Genomic DNA, 18670 nt, shown 5'->3' with positions numbered 1-18670 from the left:
GAACATGGACGTTCCCGCTGGATACAGTGCCCGCATGAACAGCAGGCCGGCGCCGTTCGACGAGCTCGACCGGAAGATCGTCACCGCACTCGTGGCGAACGCGAGGACCAGTTTCGCCGAGATCGGCGCCGCCGTCGGCCTGTCGTCGACCGCGGTCAAACGCCGCGTCGACCGGCTGCGCGAGACGGGTGTGATCACCGGGTTCACGGCCACGGTGAAGCCGGCGGCGCTGGGCTGGCGCACCGAGGCGTACGTGGAGGTGTACTGCGAGGGCGCGGCGCCGCCCCGGCGCCTGGCGGAGGTGGTGCGCAACCACCCGGAGATCGTCGCGGCGATGACCGTGACCGGCGGCGCCGACGCGCTGCTGCACGTACGGGCGCGGGACGTCGAGCACTTCGAGGAGGTGCTGGAGCGCATCCGTACGGAGCCGTTCATCCGGAAGACGATCAGCGTGATGGTCCTGTCCCACCTGCTGCCGGAGAGTCCAGAGGCCGGAGCCAGCCTTGCCGCCCCGGAAGGCGCAACAGACATGCGCTGACCAGCTCGAAGACGCAGTATTGCTGCGCGGACGCGCAGTCTTCGTTTCTTGTCGCCCGTCTGCGTCACTTCCTACCTTGGTGCCAACCCTCAGTTCGACACCCCCAGGAAGCGGAGGAACCCCTCTGTGCCCGACATCCGTGTGCCGCGGCGGCGGCGCTTCCTCGTCTGCGAACCCAGACATTTCGCCGTGCAGTACGCGATCAATCCCTGGATGCATCCTGACACCAAGGTCGATGTCGATCTGGCTCAGGAGCAGTGGCTGGCGCTGATGGACACCTACCGTGCCCACGGCCACAGCGTCGACGCGGTGGACCCGGTCGCCGGACTCCCGGACATGGTGTTCGCCGCGAACTCGGCGGTCGTCGTCGACGGCCGCGTCTTCGGATCCCTGTTCCACGCGCCCGAGCGGCGCCCCGAGTCCGTCCACTACGAGACGTGGTTCAAGGCGGCCGGCTTCGACGTCCATCGCCCCGAGTCGGTCTGCGAGGGCGAGGGCGACCTGGTCTGGACGGGACGGTACGTCCTGGCAGGCACCGGATTCCGCACGACCCGCGAGGCGCACCGCGAGGTGCAGGAGTTCTTCGGGCACCCGGTGATCAGCCTGACCCTGGTGGACCCGTACTTCTACCACCTGGACACGGCGCTGTTCGTCCTCGACGACGACAACATCGTGTACTACCCGGAGGCGTTCTCGCCCGGCAGCCGCGAGGTGCTCGCCCGGCTGTTCCCGGACGCGGTGCTCGCCACCCGCGACGACGCGATGGCCTTCGGGCTCAACTCCGTCTCCGACGGTCGCCACGTCTTCATCGCGCCGAAGGCGGAGGCGCTGGCCGCCCGGCTCGCCGACCACGGCTACGACCCCGTCCCCGTCGACCTCTCCGAGTTCCACAAGGCCGGCGGAGGCATCAAGTGCTGCACCCAGGAGATCCGTCCATGACCGCACCCGCCCGCACGCGTTCGTCCGCCGAGCTGATCAGCGCCGAGGAGCCGGTCCTCGCGCACAACTACCACCCGCTGCCCGTGGTCGTGGCCCGCGCCGAGGGCGCCTGGGTGGAGGACGTCGAGGGCCGCCGGTACCTCGACATGCTCGCCGGCTACTCGGCCCTCAACTTCGGGCATCGCAACCCGGTGCTCATCGAGGCGGCGCACCGCCAGCTGGACCGGCTGACCCTCACGTCCCGTGCCTTCCACAACGACCAGCTGGCCGAGTTCGCCGAGTCCCTCGCCGCCCTGACCGGCCTGGACATGGTGCTGCCCATGAACACGGGCGCGGAGGCGGTGGAGAGCGCCGTCAAGGTGGCCCGCAAGTGGGCGTACGAGGTCAAGGGCGTGCCGGCCGACCGGGCGACGATCGTGGTCGCGGACGGCAACTTCCACGGCCGTACGACGACGATCGTCAGCTTCTCCACGGACGAGACGGCGCGGTCGGGCTTCGGCCCGTTCACGCCGGGCTTCCGGGTCGTCCCCTACAACGACCTGGCCGCGCTGGAGGCGGCGGTCGACGAGACGACGGCGGCCGTACTGATCGAGCCCATCCAGGGCGAGGCGGGTGTGATCATCCCGGACGAGGGCTATCTCGCCGGGGTGCGCGACCTCACTCGCCGTGCCGGGTGCCTGTTCGTCGCCGACGAGATCCAGTCCGGCCTCGGCCGCACCGGCCGCACGATGGCCGTGGAGCACGAGGGGGTCGTGCCGGACGTCCTGCTGCTCGGCAAGGCACTCGGCGGCGGCATCGTGCCGGTGTCCGCGGTGGTGGCGCGCCGGGACGTCCTCGGCGTGCTGCGGCCCGGCGAGCACGGCTCGACGTTCGGCGGCAACCCGCTGGCCGCCGCGGTCGGTTCGGCGGTGGTGGCCCTGCTGGAGACGGGTGAGTACCAGCGCCGGGCCGCCGAGCTGGGCGAGGTGCTGCGGGACGAGCTCGCCGCGCTGGTCGGCAAGGGCGTCGTGGGCTTCCGATCGCGCGGGCTGTGGGCGGGCGTCGACGTGGACCCCGTCATCGGCACGGGCCGTGAGATCAGCGAGCGGCTGATGCGGGAGGGGATCCTGGTCAAGGACACCCACGGGTCGACGATCCGCCTGGCTCCGCCGCTGACGATCACGGAGGAGGAGCTGCGCTCGGCGCTGCAGACCCTGGAGAAGGCCCTGACGGCCTGACACGACGCGCACCCGGGGGCTCCGCCCCTGTCCCCCGGGTGCCGTCCGCCGGTCATCGGCCCGACAGCCCGCTGAGGTCCCGTACCTCGGCGGGCATACGCGCGCGTCGAACCCCGGGGGCCCCGCCCATCCGAGCCGATGAACCGCCGGCCCTCACCGAGCCGGCGTCAGGTCCATAGCGCGGTGAGGCCAAGCGCCTCGACGGGCCTACGCGCACACCGGCCCGAAGCCGGCACCCACCCATCCGCGCCAACGAGCCCCAGCCCTCACCGAGCCGGTGTCAGTCCCACCGCCTGGTGAGGCCGAGCGCCTCGACGGGCCTACGCGCATGCTGGCCCGAAGCCGGCTCCCGCCCATCCGTCGCCGAGGAGCCGCCCGCCCTCAGCGAGCCCGCGTCAGTCCCACCGCCCGGTGAGGCCAAGCGCCTCGACGGGCCTACGCGCACACCGGCCCGAAGCCGGCCACCCGCCCATCCGCGCCAACGAGCCCCAGCCCTCACCGAGCCGGTGTCAGTCCCACAGCCTGGTGAGCTCCAGCGCCTCGGCAGGCGTCCGCGCACGCCGGACCCCGGGGGGCTCCCGCCCGTCCCGGTCCACGAGCCGCCATCCCTCCCCCAGCTGGACCACGGGCACCCCGCCCCGGCGCACAGCCAGGGCCAGCTCGGAGAGCGTCCCCCAGGATCCGCCCACCACGATGATGGCGTCCCCGCTGTGCACGATCACGCTGTTACGCGCCTGCCCGAGGCCGGTGGCGATCGCGACGCTCAGATCCGGAGCGGCACCGGCGCGATCGGCCCCCGGCAGCACTCCGACCACGAGGCCGTCGCGCGACCGCGCGCCCGCCGCCACCGCGGCCATGACCCCGCCGTGCCCGCCGCAGATCACCACGGCCCCGCGCTCCGCCAGCAGCCGGCCCAGCTCGTAGGCGAGGGCTCGCTCCCGTTCGCCGCACTGCGCCGGCCCGCACACCGCAACCTGCACCGCCATGCAGCCCCACCTCCGGCGCGCACGATACTGGCGGAACCGGCGCCGGGGCCGCAGCCTCGCCGCCCCAGGCCGCCCGGCAGGGCGCCTGGGTGAGCTCCAGGGGGCCTTGAAGGCACTCCACGCGGTTGCTGTACCTGGTGAGCGCCGAGGCGCCTCACGGTGGGCCCGGCACCCCGCGGACGCGTCGCGGAGCCGATATGCGGGTGAATACGACGCGTGCCACGCTGATCGAGAGGGGCGGAGCTGCGCCCTTTCCTCACCTCATCGAGGAGTGAGCCGACATGACCGACCGGGGACGCGACCCGTACGCGGATGAATCGGGTCACCTCAGGGACATGACCGAGGAGACCCTCGGCGCCCAGGAGCAGGCACGTCAGGAACGTCAGCACCGGCAGGAGCAGCAGCAGCGCGGCCGCCGGACGGACGACGAGAGTGCCCACCCCGAGCAGGGCGACGACGACTATCTGTGATCATCCACCGCGCAACGCCACTGTCCGTTTCGTGCGGTCCGCCCCTCGCGGACCGCACGAAACGGTTTCGGGGCCCTGTCTTTCCTGTCGATCCGTCAGGAAGGGTGCCATCAGGCCGAGTACCACCGCACATGGTTCCGGCGGCCCCCGCCTGAGCCTAGACTTGCGCCCCACAACAGGCCGGTTGAGCTGCTGGAACGCGACGGTTGAGCCGATCCGCCGGAGTGAGGAGCGCCCCCTTGTTCTACTACCTGCTCAAATACGTCCTTCTCGGACCACTGCTCAGGTTGGTCTTCCGGCCGCGCATCGAGGGACTGGAACACGTTCCTGCGGAAGGCCCGGCGATCGTCGCCGGCAATCACCTCTCCTTCGCCGACCACTTCTTGATGCCCGCAATTCTCAAGCGGCGCATCACGTTTCTCGCGAAGGCCGAGTACTTCACGGGCCCGGGAATCAAAGGCCGCCTCACCGCAGCGTTCTTCCGAAGCGCAGGACAGATTCCCGTTGATCGCTCCGGCAAAGAGGCCGGGCAAGCCGCGATCCGAGAGGGCCTCCGCGTGCTGCACAAAGGCGAGTTGCTGGGCATCTACCCGGAAGGCACCCGCTCTCACGACGGCCGCCTCTACAAAGGCAAGGTGGGCGTCGCGGCAATGGCACTCAAGGCCCGGGTCCCGGTGATCCCCTGCGCGATGATCGGCACCTTCGAGGCCCAGCCGCCGGGTCAGGTCGTTCCTCGCATCCACCCGGTGGTGATCCGGTTCGGCAAGCCCCTGGACTTCTCCCGCTACGCCGGCATGGAGAACGAGAAGGCCATCCTGCGAGCGGTCACCGACGAGATCATGTACGCCATCCTGACCCTCTCCGAGCAGGAGTATGTGGACCAGTACGCGGCCGTCGTCAAGGCGCAGGAGTCCGAGGAGAAGGCGGACCGGACCCGCAAACTCCCCCGACTGCCGCTGAGTTGACAGCGCACGGGGGAAAGGGACATGCCCGCCCTATTCGGCGAATGACAGTCATATGTCCGTTTTGATGCGCTAAATACCCAAAGACCGATTGATTATTTTTTGGGCGATTGGGCAATTTAACTGCCATTGCTCACTTAAATCCGAGCATGACATGTATTCCCCCCTGCGCGCCACCGGTAATCCCGCAAGGCGGGGTGACGCAATTCACTTACGAAGGCGGTTAGTGCCTTACGGATCTTTTAACTACCCGAATTCTTGGGGTAAACACGGTGATCGCTATGCAGGACAACTAGCCGACTTAGTTGGCAAAGCAATTGTCCTGTTATTTGCGGCGGCTAAGAATGACTCCGCCGCAGCGCACCGCTAAACGAAATGCGGGGCTGTCTGTCGAGGGAACCGGCAGCTGCGGGCAAGTAATCCCGAGAACGAGGTCCGCACCATGCCTATTCCCGCATCCCATCGACGGCCCAGGGCTCGCCGACTCGGGGGTCGCACGACCGTCGTCGGCATGTTCGCCTTGGCCTGCACGGCCGTGCTGAGCACAGTCCAGTCCGCCAGCGCCGCACCCGCCGCCAAGACGCTCGGAACCACCCACACCGTCCAGGACGGCGAAACCCTGTACAGGATCGCCCGGGCCGAGAACGTGCCCGGCGGCTGGCAGGCCCTCGCATCGGCGAACAAGATCTCCAGCCCGTACGCCCTGATGCCCGGCCAGGTCCTGACCCTGCCGTCGGACACCAGCCCCTCCGCGCCCACCAAGGCGTCCCCCTCCACCTACACCGTCCAGCCGGGCGACACGCTGTACCGGATCGCCCACAAGTACCAGGTGCCGGGAGGCTGGCAGGCCCTCGCGGACGCCAACAACGTCTACCGCTTCGACCGCCTCGCGATCGGGCAGGTCCTGGTCCTTCCCGACGGCTCGTCCTCGCCCGCCGGGGACACCACCACGAAGGCCGCCACCCCGGCCAAGGCCGCCACTCCGGCCAAGACCACCACTCCGGCCAAGGCCGCCACCCCGGCCAAGACCTACGCCAACAACCTGGACGGCTGGATCAAGGAGTCGCTGGACGTCATGGCCCAGCACGGCATTCCGGGGTCCTACAACGGCATCTACCGCAACCTGATGCGTGAGTCCTCCGGGAACCCCAAGGCCATCAACCTGTGGGACTCCAACGCCGCGAAGGGCATCCCCTCCAAGGGCCTGCTCCAGGTGATCGACCCGACCTTCCAGGCGTACCACGTCTCCGGCACCTCGTGGGACATCTACGACCCGGTCGCCAACATCACCGCCGCGTGCAACTACGCGTACCACCGCTACGGCTCGATCGACAACGTCAACGGCCCCTACTAAGGGTTCCCAGGGCCGCTGCAGCGCGTCCAACACCTCCCCGGTGCTCCTGACGGCACCAGGGACGACGAGGGGGCGGCCGGGATTCCGGCCGCCCCCTCGCGTTGCGTTGCCCTGCGGTTACGGCTTCGGGGTGGCGTGCGGAGTGCACGTCACGTCGGCGCCGTCCGTCTTGCCGGTCAGCAGGTACGTGTCGACCCGGCTGTTGATGCACGGGTTGACCAGACCGGTCACGCCGTGGGAGCCCGCGTCCTTCTCGATGATCAGACGGGAGCCCTTGAAGCGCTTGTGCAGTTCGACCGCGCCGTCGAACGGCGTCGCGGCGTCACGGGTGGACTGCACGATCAGGACGGTCGGCAGGCCCTTGCCGGTCTTCACGTTCAGCGGGGTCTGCTGCTTGACCGGCCAGGTGGCGCACGGCAGGTTCATCCAGGCGTTCGCCCACGTCATGAACGGGTAGTCCTTGTTGAGCCGGGTGTTGTCCCGGTCCCACTTCTGCCAGCTGGTCGGCCACTTGGCGTCGGTGCACTCGACGGCCGTGTAGACGGCGTTGCCGTTCTCCGACGCGATGTTCCCGGCCGTGTCCGACAGGTCGGGCGCGGCCGCGTCCACGAGCGCCTGGGTGTCACCGGCGACGTACTTGCTGAAGACGGTGGCCACCGGCACCCACGCGGAGTCGTAGTACGGGGCGCTCTGGAAGAAGGAGATCAGCTCGGCCGGGCCCACGACCCCGCCGATGGGGCTCTTCTTCGCGGTGGCCCGCAGCTCGAGCCACTTCGCCTGCACCGCGGCCCGGGTGGTGCCGAGGTGGAAGGCCGCGTCGTTGGCCGCGACCCAGTCCTCCCAGTCCTTCCAGCGGCCCTCGAACGCGACGTCCTGGTCCAGGTTGGCCTGGTACCAGATCTTCTCGCGCGACGGGTTGACCACGCTGTCGACGATCATGCGGCGCAGGTGACCCGGGAAGAGCGTGCCGTAGACGGCGCCGATGTACGTGCCGTACGAGACGCCCAGGTAGTTGAGCTTCTTCTCGCCCAGGGCGGCGCGGATGACGTCCAGGTCACGCACCGTGTTGGGCGTGGTCATCTGCTGCAGCATCGCGCGGCCGGTGCGCTCGAGGCACCCCTCCGCGTACTCACCGGCGAGCTTGCGCTGAGCGAGCTTGTCCGCCTCGGAGTCGGGGACCGGGTCCGCCTTGGGAGCCTTCACGAACTCCTGGGGGTCCGCGCAGGAGATGGGCGCCGAGTGGCCGACGCCGCGCGGGTCGAAGCCCACGAAGTCGTAGGCCTTCGCCACATTGGCCCAGATCGGGTTCTTGTTGGTCACCCGGGTGGGGAAGCGCAGCCCCGAGCCGCCGGGGCCGCCCGGGTTGTAGACGAGAGCGCCCTGGCGCTCGTCCTTGGTGCCCGTGTTCCCGATACGGTCGACAGCCAGCTTGATCTGCTTGCCGTCCGGGTGGGCGTAGTCGAGTGGAACGGTGACCCAACCGCACTGGATGGGCTTCGCCAGACCCCAGTCGGCCGGGCAGTCCTGCCAGTTGATTCCGGTCTTGGCGGCGCGCGCCGCGGCGATCGCGGCCCCGCGCGCTTCCCGGTCCTGACCGTGGCGTGTGTCGGCGGTGGCCGACGGTGCCGCCACGGCGCCGGCTATCAGCGTCGCCGTGACGAGCGCCCCCGCGGAACCGAGCGCGGTGACTCGTCTCGTCGGTCTGATTCCCCTCAAGTGGGACCTCCCCGTGCCTTGTTCCGAATTGGTACGGGGATCTTGTCGGCTGTGAACCACCTGAGAATAGGGGTTGCTTGACTTTCTTTACCAATCCGATAACCGGAGGTCACTCTCCGTTGAGCGGAGAGGTCTCGTCAGCCCAGGTCGCGCAGCGCCTCGTCCAGCACCCGGCGCAGTCGCAGGGCATCCGGCGCAACTGCGGTGACCAGGACGGCGGGTCCGGCCAGGGGGGTGAGCGCGGCGTGCTCGCCGAGCATCCTCGCACCCACGGGAGAGGGGCCGAACTCGGGCCGGACGACGACCAGTTGTCCGAGCGCCCGATGGCCGGCGAGGACGGCCGGCCCGTCCCAACCGCCGGGGGCGCCCGGGCCGCACGACACCTCCTGGTCGAGCAGCGGCCGTCCGTCCAGCCGTACGGTGAGACGGCTGGTGAGCCGGCCGGGTTCCTCACCGAAGCGCCCGAGGACCTGTTCCTCCCGGTGAACGAGCCGGGCGCACGCCGCGAGGTCGATGCGTGAGGAGACGCGCAGGTCACTGCCCCGCGCCGAGATCAACTGTTCCGGCAGCCAGCGCAGTTCGGCTCCGCCGGCCACGTCCAGCCGGACGTCGTAGCGGGCCTCGCCCTTCGACTGCCCGGGCAGCGCGAGGGTGGCGGCGGCCGATCCCACCTCGAGCCGGGCGCCGCTCGCCACCTCGGCCAGGACCGTGAAGTGGTCACCGCCGAGTGGCCCGCTCATCGCGCCGACGAGCAGCACGCGCGCCCCGTCACCGCTCGCCCGGGTGCGGCGCGGCGCCAGCGGGCCTTCGCCCGCCAGCACCGGCAGGGACGTACCGCCCCGGCCGTCGTCCCGCGCCACGATCCGCGCGGTGGCCCGCACCCCCGTGGTCACGCCGTCCACGCGGCGAGTCGCGTCCGCACCCACGCGGCGACACTCCCGACGCCCTCCTCGGTCCGCAGCGACTGGAAGACGACGGGCAGCCCCGCCCGCTGCGCCTTCGCGTCGGCGGCCATCCGGGCGAGATCGGAGCCGACGTACGGCGCGAGGTCGGTCTTGTTGACGACGAGCAGATCGGCGGTGGTGACACCGGGACCGCCCTTGCGCGGGATGTCGTCCCCGCCCGCGACGTCGATGACGAAGATCTGGGCGTCGACGAGTCCTTTGGAGAACGTGGCCGTGAGGTTGTCGCCACCGGACTCCACGAGAACGAGATCGAGCGGCCCCACCGTGTACTCCAGGTCCTCCACGGCTTCGAGATTGGCGGAGATGTCGTCCCGAATGGCGGTGTGCGGGCAGGCTCCCGTCTCGACGGCGGTGATCCGCTCGGGCGGCAGTACGGCCTCGCGCAGCAGGAACTCGGCGTCCTCACGGGTGTAGATGTCGTTGGTGACGACGGCGAGCGACAACTCGTCCCGCAGGGCACGGCAGAGCGCGGCCACGGTGGCGGTCTTGCCTGATCCGACGGGGCCGCCGAGCCCGATCCGCAGGGCACGGCGGGAGCCGTCGGGGCGGTGGGCGTCGGCGCTGAGGGCGGCGGGGCCCTCGTGGGTGTGGTCGAGGTGCATGCTACGGCTCCAGGTCGGTCCGGTCGGTGGTCGCCGGCGCGGACGGTGATCAAGGACGAGGCCGTTCAGGCCGAACGGGGGGCTGCCCCCGGGGACGGAAGGGCAGGGGCGGCTCGGCGGATCCCTCCTACGACGCGAACAGACGCACCGGCCAGGCGGCATGCGCCTCCGCACCGATCTCCAGCAGCGGAGCGGAGGCCGCGGGCAGGGCGTCGGTCCCGTAGTCGAGCACCCTGCTCGCCGCCAGGACCGCCCGGTCGGCCACCCGGTCCGTCTCCGGCGCCAGGCGGGCCAGCACGGCCGTCGCGTCGAAGGGGTCCAGACTCAGCAGCCGCACCGTCGCGGTCGCCGGGCCGCTGACGCTCTCGTACGCCGCGCAGTGCGCCGCGTCCTGCGGCCCGAGCCCCGCGGCCCGGGCGGCGAGCCCCAGCACGACCGGCTGGTGCGTCCCCTTGGGAAACTCCCGTGCCACCGCGTCGAGTTCGGCCGAGGGCCAGGTCGCCCGGGCCGCTCGCATCAACTGCCGGCCGAGTCTGCGGGCGGCAAGACGCAGCGCGGGCGACGGAGTACGGGCGTCCGCGGCGGCGTCCAGCACGGCCGGGTCCACGCCGAGCGCGGCGGCCGCCGCGAGCGAGGCCGACACCAGCCCCACCGTGTGCAGCCGCCCACGGCAGAACTCCTCCAGGGTCGCGGCCCCGGTGATCCGCCCCGCGCGCACGGCCGCCTCGGCCCCGCCGGAGTGCGCGTGCCCTCCGGCGGGGAAGCGGCCGTCGGCCAGTACGAGAAGCGCTGCGCGGGACATCAGAAGAGGAAGTAACGCTGGGCCATGGGAAGTTCGGCGGCAGGTGTCGCCTCGACCAGCTCCCCGTCGATATGGACGGCGAAGCTGTCGGGGTCGACCCGCACCCGTGGACGGGCGTCGTTCTCCCGCATGTCCGCCTTTGTGACGCCGCGCGTGGACTCGATGGCCACGAACCGCTTCCCCAGTGAGAGCCGCTCCGGCAGACCGTCCTCGATCGCGAGCGGGGCCGCGAAGTTGACGGAGTTCGCCGCCGGTGCTCGCCCGATCGCCCCGAACATCGGCCGCGGCAGGATCGGCTGCGGGGTCGGGATGGACGCGTTGGCGTCACCCATCTGCGCATAGGCGATCTGTCCGCCCTTGATCACCAGGTACGGCTTGACCCCGAAGAACGCGGGCTCCCACAGCACGAGGTCGGCGAGCTTTCCGGTCTCGACCGAGCCGATCTCATGGGCAAGGCCCTGGGCCAGCGCGGGATTGATCGTGTATTTGGCGACATAACGACGTACCCGGTGGTTGTCGGCGCGGCCGTCACCGGGCAGCACGCCCCGCCGCCGCTTCATCACATGTGCGGTCTGCCAGGTCCGGATGACGACCTCGCCGACCCGGCCCATGGCCTGGGAGTCGGAGGAGATGATCGAGATCGCGCCCAGATCGTGAAGTATGTCCTCCGCGCCGATCGTGGACGGCCTGATCCTCGACTCGGCGAACGCCAGGTCCTCCGGAACGGCCGGGTTCAGATGGTGGCAGACCATCAGCATGTCGAGGTGTTCCTCGGCCGTGTTGACGGTGAAGGGTCTGGTGGGGTTGGTGGAACTGGGCAGGACGTACGGCTCGGACACCACGGTCATGATGTCCGGCGCGTGCCCGCCCCCGGCGCCCTCGGTGTGGTACGCGTGGATGCCGCGGCCGTCGATCGCGGCGAGCGTGTCGCCCACGAAACCGGCTTCGTTGAGCGTGTCCGTGTGGATGGCGATCTGGATGCCGGTCCGGTCGGCGACAGTGAGGGCCGTGTCGATGACGGCGGGCGTGGAGCCCCAGTCCTCATGCAGCTTCAGGCCGAGTGCGCCGCCGCGGATCTGGGAGAGCATCGCGTCCTGGGAGACGGTGTTGCCCTTGCCGAGGAGCCCGAAGTTGACCGGGTACTGCTCCATCGCCTCGAGCATCCGCGCCAGGTGCCAGGGGCCGGGCGTGACGGTGGTCGCCTTGGATCCCTCGGCCGGTCCGGTGCCGCCGCCGATCAGCGTGGTGATGCCCGAGGCGAGCGCCTCGTCGGCGATCTGCGGGCAGATGAAGTGGACGTGCGCGTCGATGGCGCCGGCGGTGACGATCCGGCCGTTGCCTGCGATGATCTCGGTCTCGGGGCCGATCACCAGATCCGGGTGGACGCCGTCCATCGTGTCCGGGTTGCCGGCCTTGCCGATCGCGCTGATCCGGCCGTCGCGGATGCCGACGTCGGCCTTGACGATGCCCCAGTGGTCGATGACGACGACACCGGTGATCACGGTGTCGGGGGTTCCGTCGGCGCGCGTGGCCCGTGACTGCCCCATGGATTCGCGGATGACCTTGCCACCGCCGAAGACGGCCTCGTCACCGGCGAGTCCGGGCCCACCGCAGCGGTCTTCCTCGATCTCGACGAGCAGATCGGTGTCGGCGAGCCGGATGCGGTCCCCGGTGGTCGGTCCGAACAGGTCGGCGTACGCGGCGCGCGAGATCTCAGGCATCGAGGGCGCCTCCGGTCTCCCCGCGCAGTCCGGGCACGATACGAGCCCCGGCGAGCGGTACGAGTTCAACGTCCACGGGGATGCCGGGCTCGAAGCGCACGGCGGTGCCGGCGGCGATGTTCAGGCGTTTGCCGTGCGCGGCCGCGCGGTCGAAGCGCAGCCCGGGGTTCGCCTCGGCGAAGTGGTAGTGGGAGCCGACCTGGACGGGCCGGTCGGCGGCGTTGAGCACGGTCAGCGGGGTGACCTCGCGGCCCTCGTTGAAGACGACCGGGTCGCCGGCGAACAGGATCTCTCCGGGAATCATTCGGCTCCCCCGTCAGACGATCGGGTCGTGGACGGTGACGAGCTTGGTGCCGTCCGGGAAGGTCGCCTCGACCTGGACGTCGTGGATCAGCTCGGGGATGCCCTCCATCACGTCGTCCCGGGTGAGCAGTGTGCGCCCGGAGGCCATCAGCTCGGCCACCGTCCGGCCGTCACGCGCGCCTTCGAGGATGTGCGACGTGATGAGCGCGACCGCCTCCGGGTGGTTCAGCCTGAGTCCGCGGGCCCTTCGCTTCTCGGCCACGTCGGCAGCGACGTGGATGAGCAGCCTCTCTTGCTCGTGCGGGGTCAGTTGCACGTCCCACCTCACAGTCCTCGCTCCGGACCGTGCGGGGCCCGGTTGCCGCGGCCACAGGAAAAAGTCCCTGGTGGTGTGGTGGGGCAGGCTAGTTGGACCGAGTTTCGCCCACGTTAACCGAGCTGTGATCCGGTCCGTGCGGCGGAGTGCGGGGTGCGGGGTGCCGCAGGCTGATCAGCGCATGAGCCTCGCGGTCCATGGCGTCTTCGCTGCGCTCGGCACCGCGTCGGGATGGGATACAGGGTGACGGCAGCGGTCAGGACGCGCCGGACCCCCGGTGCTCGGCCGTGATACCGAAGCGCCGGCGCTCCCGCGGGACCGAGGAGACGTCGCGGACGCTGGAGACCGAGCTGATCACCTGCTCTTCGGCTGCATCCAGCTCGGCGAGCCGTTCGAGGTCAGCGGCGGAGACCAGGGCGACGAGAGGCTTTCCGTGCCGCGTCACAACGACCCGCTCGCCGCCGTACACCACGCGGTTGATCAGATCGGCCAGCTCGGCCCTGGCTTGCGTCACCGGAATCTCGTAGGCCATGTGTTCCAGCTTAGACCGAGGGCCTGGCGGACCTCTTCGAACGAAAGATCCGCCACTGGTCCCCTCGTTTTTTCGCTCTCAGCATGCTCACCTCCAGACACAGCGTACGTCCTGTACATTTTGTACGGAAGCCGATTTCGAGGAGGCGTGTGCCATGAACCGACCGTCCGCCCGCTATGTCCTGCCGGAGTTCACCGAACGCACCGGCTACGAGCAGCGGACCCTCGACCCGTACTCCAAGCTGCTGGACGAGCGGATCATCTTTCTGGGAACGCCCATCGACGACACCTCGGCCAATGACGTGATGGCGCAGTTCATGCACCTCGAGTACCTGGCTCCGGACCGGGACATCTCGCTGTACATCAACTCCCCCGGCGGCTCGTTCAGCGCGATGACGGCCGTCTACGACACGATCCAGTACGTCGGCTGCGATGTGGAGACGATCTGCCTCGGCCAGGCGGCGTCCGCCGCGGCCGTTCTGCTCGCCGCGGGCACGCCGGGCAAGCGGTTCGCGCTGCCCGGCGCACGCGTATTGATCCACCAGCCGTCCCTGCCCGAGCCCATCCAGGGACAGGCCACCGATCTGGCCATCCAGGCCGAGGAACTCATCCGCACGCGCAGGCGGCTGCAGGAGATGCTCGCGCGGCACACCGGGCAGAGTCCCGAGCGGATCGCAGCCGACATCGAGCGGGACAAGATCCTCGACGCCCCGGCTGCGGTGGAGTACGGGCTGGTCGATCGCATCATCCCGAGCCGCAAGGCATCACGCACCGCGCCCGGCGCGAGGTGAGCCGTCGATGCTGCCGCCCGAACTGCCTCCGCTGCCCCCGCTGACCCGTGCGGAAGCCGAACTGATCGACCGTTACCTCGACGTGGTCGACCTCGTCGGCCGCATCAACCCCGCGCACTCCGGGGACACCTACGGCTCACTGCGCGCCGCCCAGGCCCTGGTCGGCAAGGCGGTGGCCCTGCGCGAGGCCCTGGCGCTGATGCACCAGCGCGGTGAGAGCGAACTGCACGGCCGCACGCTCGCCCGGGCCCTGCGCGTCCTGGACGGCGAACGCCGCGCGGCCCGCGTCACGGTGCCTCCCGGACCGGACGACTGACCTGATGGATCGGTGCGGGTGCGGAGCCGGCCTGAGCGACGGCTCCTCCGTCCTCCTGCGTCGCGCAGGACGGTCGGCTGACGGGTAGTGATCGGCGCGTAGGAGCTGGGAAGTTGGCTGGACGGCTGCCGCGCACCGCACATCGGGCGGCGACCTCTACCCCTTTACCGCGGCTCAAACGCACCGAACGGGTTACCCACACTCGGAGTAGACGTCCATGATCCCAAGGGCCCGCGAGGCATGCGCAAAACGCTTCCCCTTGGGCCGGGATGAGGTGTTCCACCGCAGGTCCGGGCCTCGTCCCACCCCTCAACGCGGCCCGAACAAAGGGCTGTCCAGCCGAACGGGTGAGTGGTGAGTAATGCCACAAACCACCGGTTCCATTGTGTTTTTTGGACACTCGTGAGTGAAGATCCCTTGCTGACGACAAGCCCCCGCCACCACGGCGGGGCGGTCCGGGCGGACGCCGAATCCTGCCGCCGCCCGGATGACGGGTCGACAGAAATGGATCGGCAGGAGTGGAGGACCCAGCAAGGCGGGCCGCCGGAGAGATCCGGGCGGTCCTTGGGGTGAAGCCGCGTGAGCGGCCGGGCTACTTCGCCAGCCCGAATCCGACAGGTCATCCTTCACAGGCGGCTGACGAAGGGTTGCGCATGACTGCGCTCAATCGTGTCCCGTCGCTGCTGACCCGGGCCGGCACGGCCTCGGCTCTCACTCTCGCCGCCGTCGGCGGCAGCATCGTGGCCCCCGGCCTCGCCACCGACGCCGCCGCCGCGGCTCCGGCTACCAAGGCGCTGCAGATCGCGGCGTCCAAGAAGGGATCACCGTACCAGTACGGTGCCACCGGCCCGCGCCGCTTCGACTGCTCGGGGCTCACGGTGTACGCGTTCAAGAAGGCGGGCAAGAAACTGCCCCGCACCGCCGCGGCGCAGTACAACAAGACGCGCCACATCTCCGCGTCGCACCGCAGGGCGGGAGACCTGGTGTTCTTCCACTGGGGCCGCAGCGTCTACCACGTCGGCATCTACGCCGGGAAGGGAAGGATCTGGCACTCCCCGAAGACCGGGGACGTAGTGAGGCTCCAGAAGATCTGGACGAAGAGCGTGTGGTACGGACGGGTCAGCTGATTCGACCTGCGGGGTGGCGGCACGGCGCGCCGCCGCCCCGCAGGGGCGTGAGCCGGGTCGAATCGGTTACTTGTTCACCATGGCCGACCCACCACCTCACCAGGATCGGAACGAGACACCCCTGGAGCGCGCCGACCGCAACTTCTCCGAGTTGCTTCAGGAGCTGCGGGTCACCCAGACCGGGGTGCAGATCCTCTTCGCGTTCTTGCTGACCCTCGCCTTCACCTCGCGCTTCCCGTCCCTCGACACGGTCCAGCGCATCACGTACGTCACCACGCTCCTGCTGGCCGTGCTGGCCGCGGCCCTGTTCACCTCGCCCGCGGCGCTGCACCGCACCCTCTTCCAGCAGCGCGTGAAGCCCTCCGTGGTGCGGATCTCGTCCCGCCTGGCCGCGCTCGGGCTTGTGGTACTGACGCTGGCGTTCACCGGGTCGGTGCTGCTGGTGGTGGACGTGGCCATGGGGCGCATCGCCGGTATCGCCGCCAGTGCGAGCACCTTCCTGGTCTACGTCGGCCTGTGGCGTGTCATGCCGCGGATGGTCCAGCGGGCGATCACCGATCACCAGACGACGGACCAGGCGGACGGCCGGGACACCCCCGGGCCCTCCCGCTGACGTGCGGCCGCCGGTCCGCACGGGGCGACGACACGGCACGGCGCCGAGTGCGCCGGCCGGGTCTCAGGAGCCCTGCTGGCCGCCCGCCGCGACCGGCTCCACGGGTGCGGCCCACGGCAGTTCGATCGCGACCGTCTTGCCCCCCTCGCGGGTGGGCCGCACGCTCAGCTTGCCGCCGTACTCCGCGGCGAGCCAGCGGATGATCACCATTCCGCGGCCGTTGTCCTGTTGCACGGCCGCGGGCAGGCGTTTGGGGAAACGCGGGTGGCTGTCGGTGACGCCGATGCGTAATAACTCGTCCCGGTCGAGGACGACGTCCACCGTGAACGTGGGTGACTGCCCCAGGGTGTGCTGGATGGCGTTCGTGGCGAGTTCGGACACGATCAGCCGTACGGTGTCGGCGACTTCGGCGTCGCCCGGCAGCCCCCATTCGATGAGAATGTCGGAGACATATTTCCGGGCGGCGGAGACCGAGGCGGGATCGCTCGGCAGAGTGACGGATGCTTCCTGATGATCTGCCATGGCGACGGTCGTCCCTTTCCCACGGGACCGGAGTCCGACACGAGCGGTTGGTTCGAGTAACGGTTCCGGACTGGGTGCTGCTCGCCAGCCTGCCATCACCTGGCCTCCGTCGGGCGCGATCCCCCGAGATATGCATATATCTGTCGCCCAAAGCGGTGAACTCTCCGACGACCGATCGTATTTGGGCGACCCCGGGGCTCATCCTCTACCGTCGCCGTGAAAACCGCGCGCCATGCGGAGGGAGTCGGCCATGCAGTACGGACCAGCGGTGCGCCGCCGCAAACTCGGCGCCGAATTGCGCGCCCTGCGCGCCCGGACGAGGCTCACGAGCGGCGAGGCAGCCGCCCTGGTCGGCTGGCACCAGTCCAAGGTGAGCCGGATCGAGACGGGTGCCAGCGGGGTCAAACCGGCCGACGTGGGCCGGCTGCTGGACGCGTACGGCGTCGAGGAGCCCGAGCTGCGGGAGCTGCTGCTCATGCTCGCGGGCTCGGAGGACGGCGGCGGGCGGCAGAACTGGTGGAACGCCTACCGCGGGGTGCTGCCGCCGACCTACCGCGATTTCATCAGCCTGGAGTCACAGGCGAGCGGGATACGCACGCTGGAGACCTCCGTGGTGCCGGGGCTGCTCCAGACGCCCGAGTACGCCCGGGCCGTGACCCGGGCCGCCGTCGACGGTCTGGAGGACGACAAGCTGGACGCCCTGGTGGAGGTGCGGCTGGCCCGGCAGGACGTGCTGCGCGCCGATCCGCCGCTGAGCCTGTGGGCGGTTCTGGACGAGGCGGTGCTGCACCGAGAGGTGGGGGGTCCGAAGGTCATGGCGCGCCAGCTGCAACGGCTCCTGGACGCGGCCAAACTGCCCCAGGTCCGGCTCCAGGTCCTGCCGTTCGCCGCCGGGGCGCATATCGGCATTACCGGACCTTTCGTTATCTTCTCATTTCCGAGCAGATCTGATCTGGATGTAGTTGTTCTCGACCACTTGACGAGTAGCCTCTACCTGGAGCGGAAAGAAGACCTCCAGGCCTACAGCGAGGCCTTCAACTCCCTTCGGATCCACGCCCTTTCCCCCGAGGACACGTTGGATTACATCGCCGCGTTGGCCGGCGACGCATAAGGAGTCACCATGTCAGCACTGCCTCGACACATCCCTTCCAGCACCTTGCTGCACGGAGTGCGGTGGCTGCGCAGCAGTCGCAGCACGGGAATGAACAACTGCGTCGAGACCGCTCTGCCCGGCCCCGGACGCTGGTCCGGCCTGGTGGCCGTGCGCGACTCAAAGAACGTGAGCGGACCCGCCCTGGTCTTCGGCCCCGGCGCCTGGAAGGAGTTCCTGACCGAACTGAGGTGATCACGTTTCTGCGACTCGGTAGCAAATCGGCCAATTTCGAACCGCTTTCCGAGTCACTTCCGTAGCAATTCCTCCCCCACTCTGTTCGTGCGAGCTCGTAGGCATCACCCGTACGGCGCGCGAGGCACGGCCGTTTCGCCGACTCACGGTCGCGTTTCGCCGATCACCCCCACGGCGTGCTCGATCTGACCGTCGGTGAGGTCGGCACGAGCGGTCAGCCGCAGCCGTGAGATGCCGTCGGGCACCGAGGGCGGACGGAAGCAGCCGACGGCGACCCCCGCCGACCGGCAGCCGGCCGCCCACCGTACGGCCAGTTCGGGGGAGGCTGCCCGCACGGAGACCACGGCGGCGTCCGGACGCACCGCCTCATGGCCCTCGGCCGTGAGGCGGGCGTGCAGGGCGCCCGCCACCGCGCGGGCCCGCGCGGCACGCGCGGGCTCGCGGCGCAGCAGACGCAGATAGGAAGAGCACACCTCTGAACGCAACACACAATATAAAATATATCGTTTTTGTTCTTTTTGTTGTTTATTTGGG

The 18670-nt window shown here is 69.7% G+C and carries 22 protein-coding genes, 1 pseudogene and 1 riboswitch; of the genes and pseudogenes, 12 read left to right on the top strand and 11 right to left on the bottom strand.

Annotated features, from left to right (window positions below):
• Positions 1-34: 34 nt before the first annotated feature.
• From ACWDA7_RS24425 to rocD, 3 genes are all read left to right on the top strand, one after another.
• The gene (locus ACWDA7_RS24425) at positions 35-538 is read left to right on the top strand and encodes an Lrp/AsnC family transcriptional regulator (protein WP_450606334.1); all 504 of its coding nucleotides are present in this window, start codon (positions 35-37) and stop codon (positions 536-538) included.
• Positions 539-664: 126 nt separating this feature from the next.
• Entirely contained in the window at positions 665-1477 is an 813-nt protein-coding gene (gene ddaH, locus ACWDA7_RS24420) for a dimethylargininase (RefSeq protein ID WP_432925227.1), read from the top strand.
• Positions 1474-2694 carry an ornithine--oxo-acid transaminase gene (gene rocD / locus ACWDA7_RS24415; protein ID WP_450606333.1) on the top strand — a complete coding sequence of 407 codons (1221 nt, stop codon included), beginning with the start codon at positions 1474-1476 and terminating at the stop codon, positions 2692-2694. The genes ddaH and rocD overlap by 4 nt, the downstream gene beginning before the upstream one ends.
• A 509-nt stretch (positions 2695-3203) precedes the next feature.
• Here the strand turns inward: rocD and ACWDA7_RS24410 are convergent.
• A complete protein-coding gene (locus ACWDA7_RS24410; RefSeq protein ID WP_450606332.1) occupies positions 3204-3680 on the bottom strand; it encodes a TIGR00725 family protein in 477 nt (158 codons plus the stop codon).
• A gap of 281 nt (positions 3681-3961) precedes the next feature.
• Between ACWDA7_RS24410 and ACWDA7_RS24405 the strand changes: the two genes are divergently transcribed.
• From ACWDA7_RS24405 to ACWDA7_RS24395, 3 genes are all read left to right on the top strand, one after another.
• The gene (locus ACWDA7_RS24405) at positions 3962-4150 is read left to right on the top strand and encodes a hypothetical protein (RefSeq protein ID WP_450606331.1); all 189 of its coding nucleotides are present in this window, start codon (positions 3962-3964) and stop codon (positions 4148-4150) included.
• A gap of 239 nt (positions 4151-4389) precedes the next feature.
• The gene (locus ACWDA7_RS24400) at positions 4390-5115 is read left to right on the top strand and encodes a lysophospholipid acyltransferase family protein (RefSeq protein WP_450606330.1); all 726 of its coding nucleotides are present in this window, start codon (positions 4390-4392) and stop codon (positions 5113-5115) included.
• A 508-nt stretch (positions 5116-5623) separates the two neighbouring features.
• Entirely contained in the window at positions 5624-6466 is an 843-nt protein-coding gene (locus ACWDA7_RS24395) for a LysM peptidoglycan-binding domain-containing protein (RefSeq protein ID WP_450606329.1), read from the top strand.
• A gap of 117 nt (positions 6467-6583) precedes the next feature.
• Here ACWDA7_RS24395 and ACWDA7_RS24390 read toward each other — a convergent pair whose 3' ends face one another.
• The 8 genes from ACWDA7_RS24390 to ACWDA7_RS24355 all read right to left on the bottom strand — a co-directional run bounded on the left by ACWDA7_RS24390 (position 6584) and on the right by ACWDA7_RS24355 (position 13423).
• Complete coding sequence (locus ACWDA7_RS24390; protein ID WP_450606328.1) at positions 6584-8182, bottom strand: alpha/beta hydrolase; 1599 nt, start codon at positions 8180-8182, stop codon at positions 6584-6586.
• A gap of 137 nt (positions 8183-8319) precedes the next feature.
• Positions 8320-9084, bottom strand: coding sequence for an urease accessory protein UreD (locus ACWDA7_RS24385; protein ID WP_450606363.1), 765 nt, complete (start codon positions 9082-9084; stop codon positions 8320-8322).
• A complete protein-coding gene (gene ureG, locus ACWDA7_RS24380; protein WP_450606327.1) occupies positions 9072-9749 on the bottom strand; it encodes an urease accessory protein UreG in 678 nt (225 codons plus the stop codon). Before ureG ends, ACWDA7_RS24385 begins: the two co-directional genes overlap by 13 nt.
• 127 nt (positions 9750-9876) lie before the next feature.
• Positions 9877-10551, bottom strand: coding sequence for an urease accessory protein UreF (locus ACWDA7_RS24375; RefSeq protein ID WP_450606326.1), 675 nt, complete (start codon positions 10549-10551; stop codon positions 9877-9879).
• A complete protein-coding gene (locus ACWDA7_RS24370) occupies positions 10551-12272 on the bottom strand; it encodes an urease subunit alpha (protein ID WP_450606325.1) in 1722 nt (573 codons plus the stop codon). Before ACWDA7_RS24370 ends, ACWDA7_RS24375 begins: the two co-directional genes overlap by 1 nt.
• Positions 12265-12576, bottom strand: a complete 312-nt coding sequence (locus ACWDA7_RS24365) for an urease subunit beta (protein WP_359391292.1) — start codon at positions 12574-12576, stop codon at positions 12265-12267. The genes ACWDA7_RS24370 and ACWDA7_RS24365 overlap by 8 nt, the downstream gene beginning before the upstream one ends.
• A gap of 12 nt (positions 12577-12588) precedes the next feature.
• Positions 12589-12891 carry an urease subunit gamma gene (locus tag ACWDA7_RS24360; protein WP_450606324.1) on the bottom strand — a complete coding sequence of 101 codons (303 nt, stop codon included), beginning with the start codon at positions 12889-12891 and terminating at the stop codon, positions 12589-12591.
• Between the two features lie 256 nt (positions 12892-13147).
• Positions 13148-13423 (bottom strand): type II toxin-antitoxin system Phd/YefM family antitoxin, encoded by a 276-nt coding sequence (locus ACWDA7_RS24355; protein ID WP_450606323.1) that lies wholly within the window; start codon positions 13421-13423, stop codon positions 13148-13150.
• Positions 13424-13577: 154 nt separating this feature from the next.
• Here ACWDA7_RS24355 and ACWDA7_RS24350 point away from each other — a divergent pair, with 154 nt between their 5' ends.
• The 4 genes from ACWDA7_RS24350 to ACWDA7_RS24335 all read left to right on the top strand — a co-directional run bounded on the left by ACWDA7_RS24350 (position 13578) and on the right by ACWDA7_RS24335 (position 16269).
• Positions 13578-14213, top strand: a complete 636-nt coding sequence (locus ACWDA7_RS24350; RefSeq protein ID WP_450606322.1) for an ATP-dependent Clp protease proteolytic subunit — start codon at positions 13578-13580, stop codon at positions 14211-14213.
• 7 nt (positions 14214-14220) lie between these two features.
• Positions 14221-14529, top strand: coding sequence for a hypothetical protein (locus ACWDA7_RS24345; RefSeq protein WP_359391283.1), 309 nt, complete (start codon positions 14221-14223; stop codon positions 14527-14529).
• Positions 14530-14993: 464 nt separating this feature from the next.
• Positions 14994-15178, top strand: a riboswitch (cyclic di-AMP (ydaO/yuaA leader).
• Between the two features lie 4 nt (positions 15179-15182).
• The gene (locus tag ACWDA7_RS24340; protein ID WP_432925250.1) at positions 15183-15656 is read left to right on the top strand and encodes an NlpC/P60 family protein; all 474 of its coding nucleotides are present in this window, start codon (positions 15183-15185) and stop codon (positions 15654-15656) included.
• 79 nt (positions 15657-15735) lie between these two features.
• Positions 15736-16269: a DUF6328 family protein gene (locus ACWDA7_RS24335; RefSeq protein WP_450606321.1), complete on the top strand. Its 534-nt coding sequence runs from the start codon at positions 15736-15738 to the stop codon at positions 16267-16269.
• 63 nt (positions 16270-16332) lie between these two features.
• Here ACWDA7_RS24335 and ACWDA7_RS24330 read toward each other — a convergent pair whose 3' ends face one another.
• A complete protein-coding gene (locus tag ACWDA7_RS24330; RefSeq protein WP_450606320.1) occupies positions 16333-16791 on the bottom strand; it encodes an ATP-binding protein in 459 nt (152 codons plus the stop codon).
• A 250-nt stretch (positions 16792-17041) separates the two neighbouring features.
• Between ACWDA7_RS24330 and ACWDA7_RS24325 the strand changes: the two genes are divergently transcribed.
• Positions 17042-17902: a helix-turn-helix domain-containing protein gene (locus tag ACWDA7_RS24325; RefSeq protein ID WP_450606319.1), complete on the top strand. Its 861-nt coding sequence runs from the start codon at positions 17042-17044 to the stop codon at positions 17900-17902.
• A gap of 9 nt (positions 17903-17911) precedes the next feature.
• Positions 17912-18136 (top strand): DUF397 domain-containing protein, encoded by a 225-nt coding sequence (locus tag ACWDA7_RS24320; RefSeq protein ID WP_450606318.1) that lies wholly within the window; start codon positions 17912-17914, stop codon positions 18134-18136.
• A 143-nt stretch (positions 18137-18279) separates the two neighbouring features.
• Here ACWDA7_RS24320 and ACWDA7_RS24315 read toward each other — a convergent pair.
• Positions 18280-18594: pseudogene (locus ACWDA7_RS24315) on the bottom strand (aminotransferase class I/II-fold pyridoxal phosphate-dependent enzyme); the annotation flags it as partial.
• Positions 18595-18670: the final 76 nt, after the last annotated feature.

The sequence above is a fragment of the Streptomyces sp. NPDC001156 genome, assembly GCF_053598275.1.
This window is presented reverse-complemented; position numbering and strand designations above follow the sequence as displayed.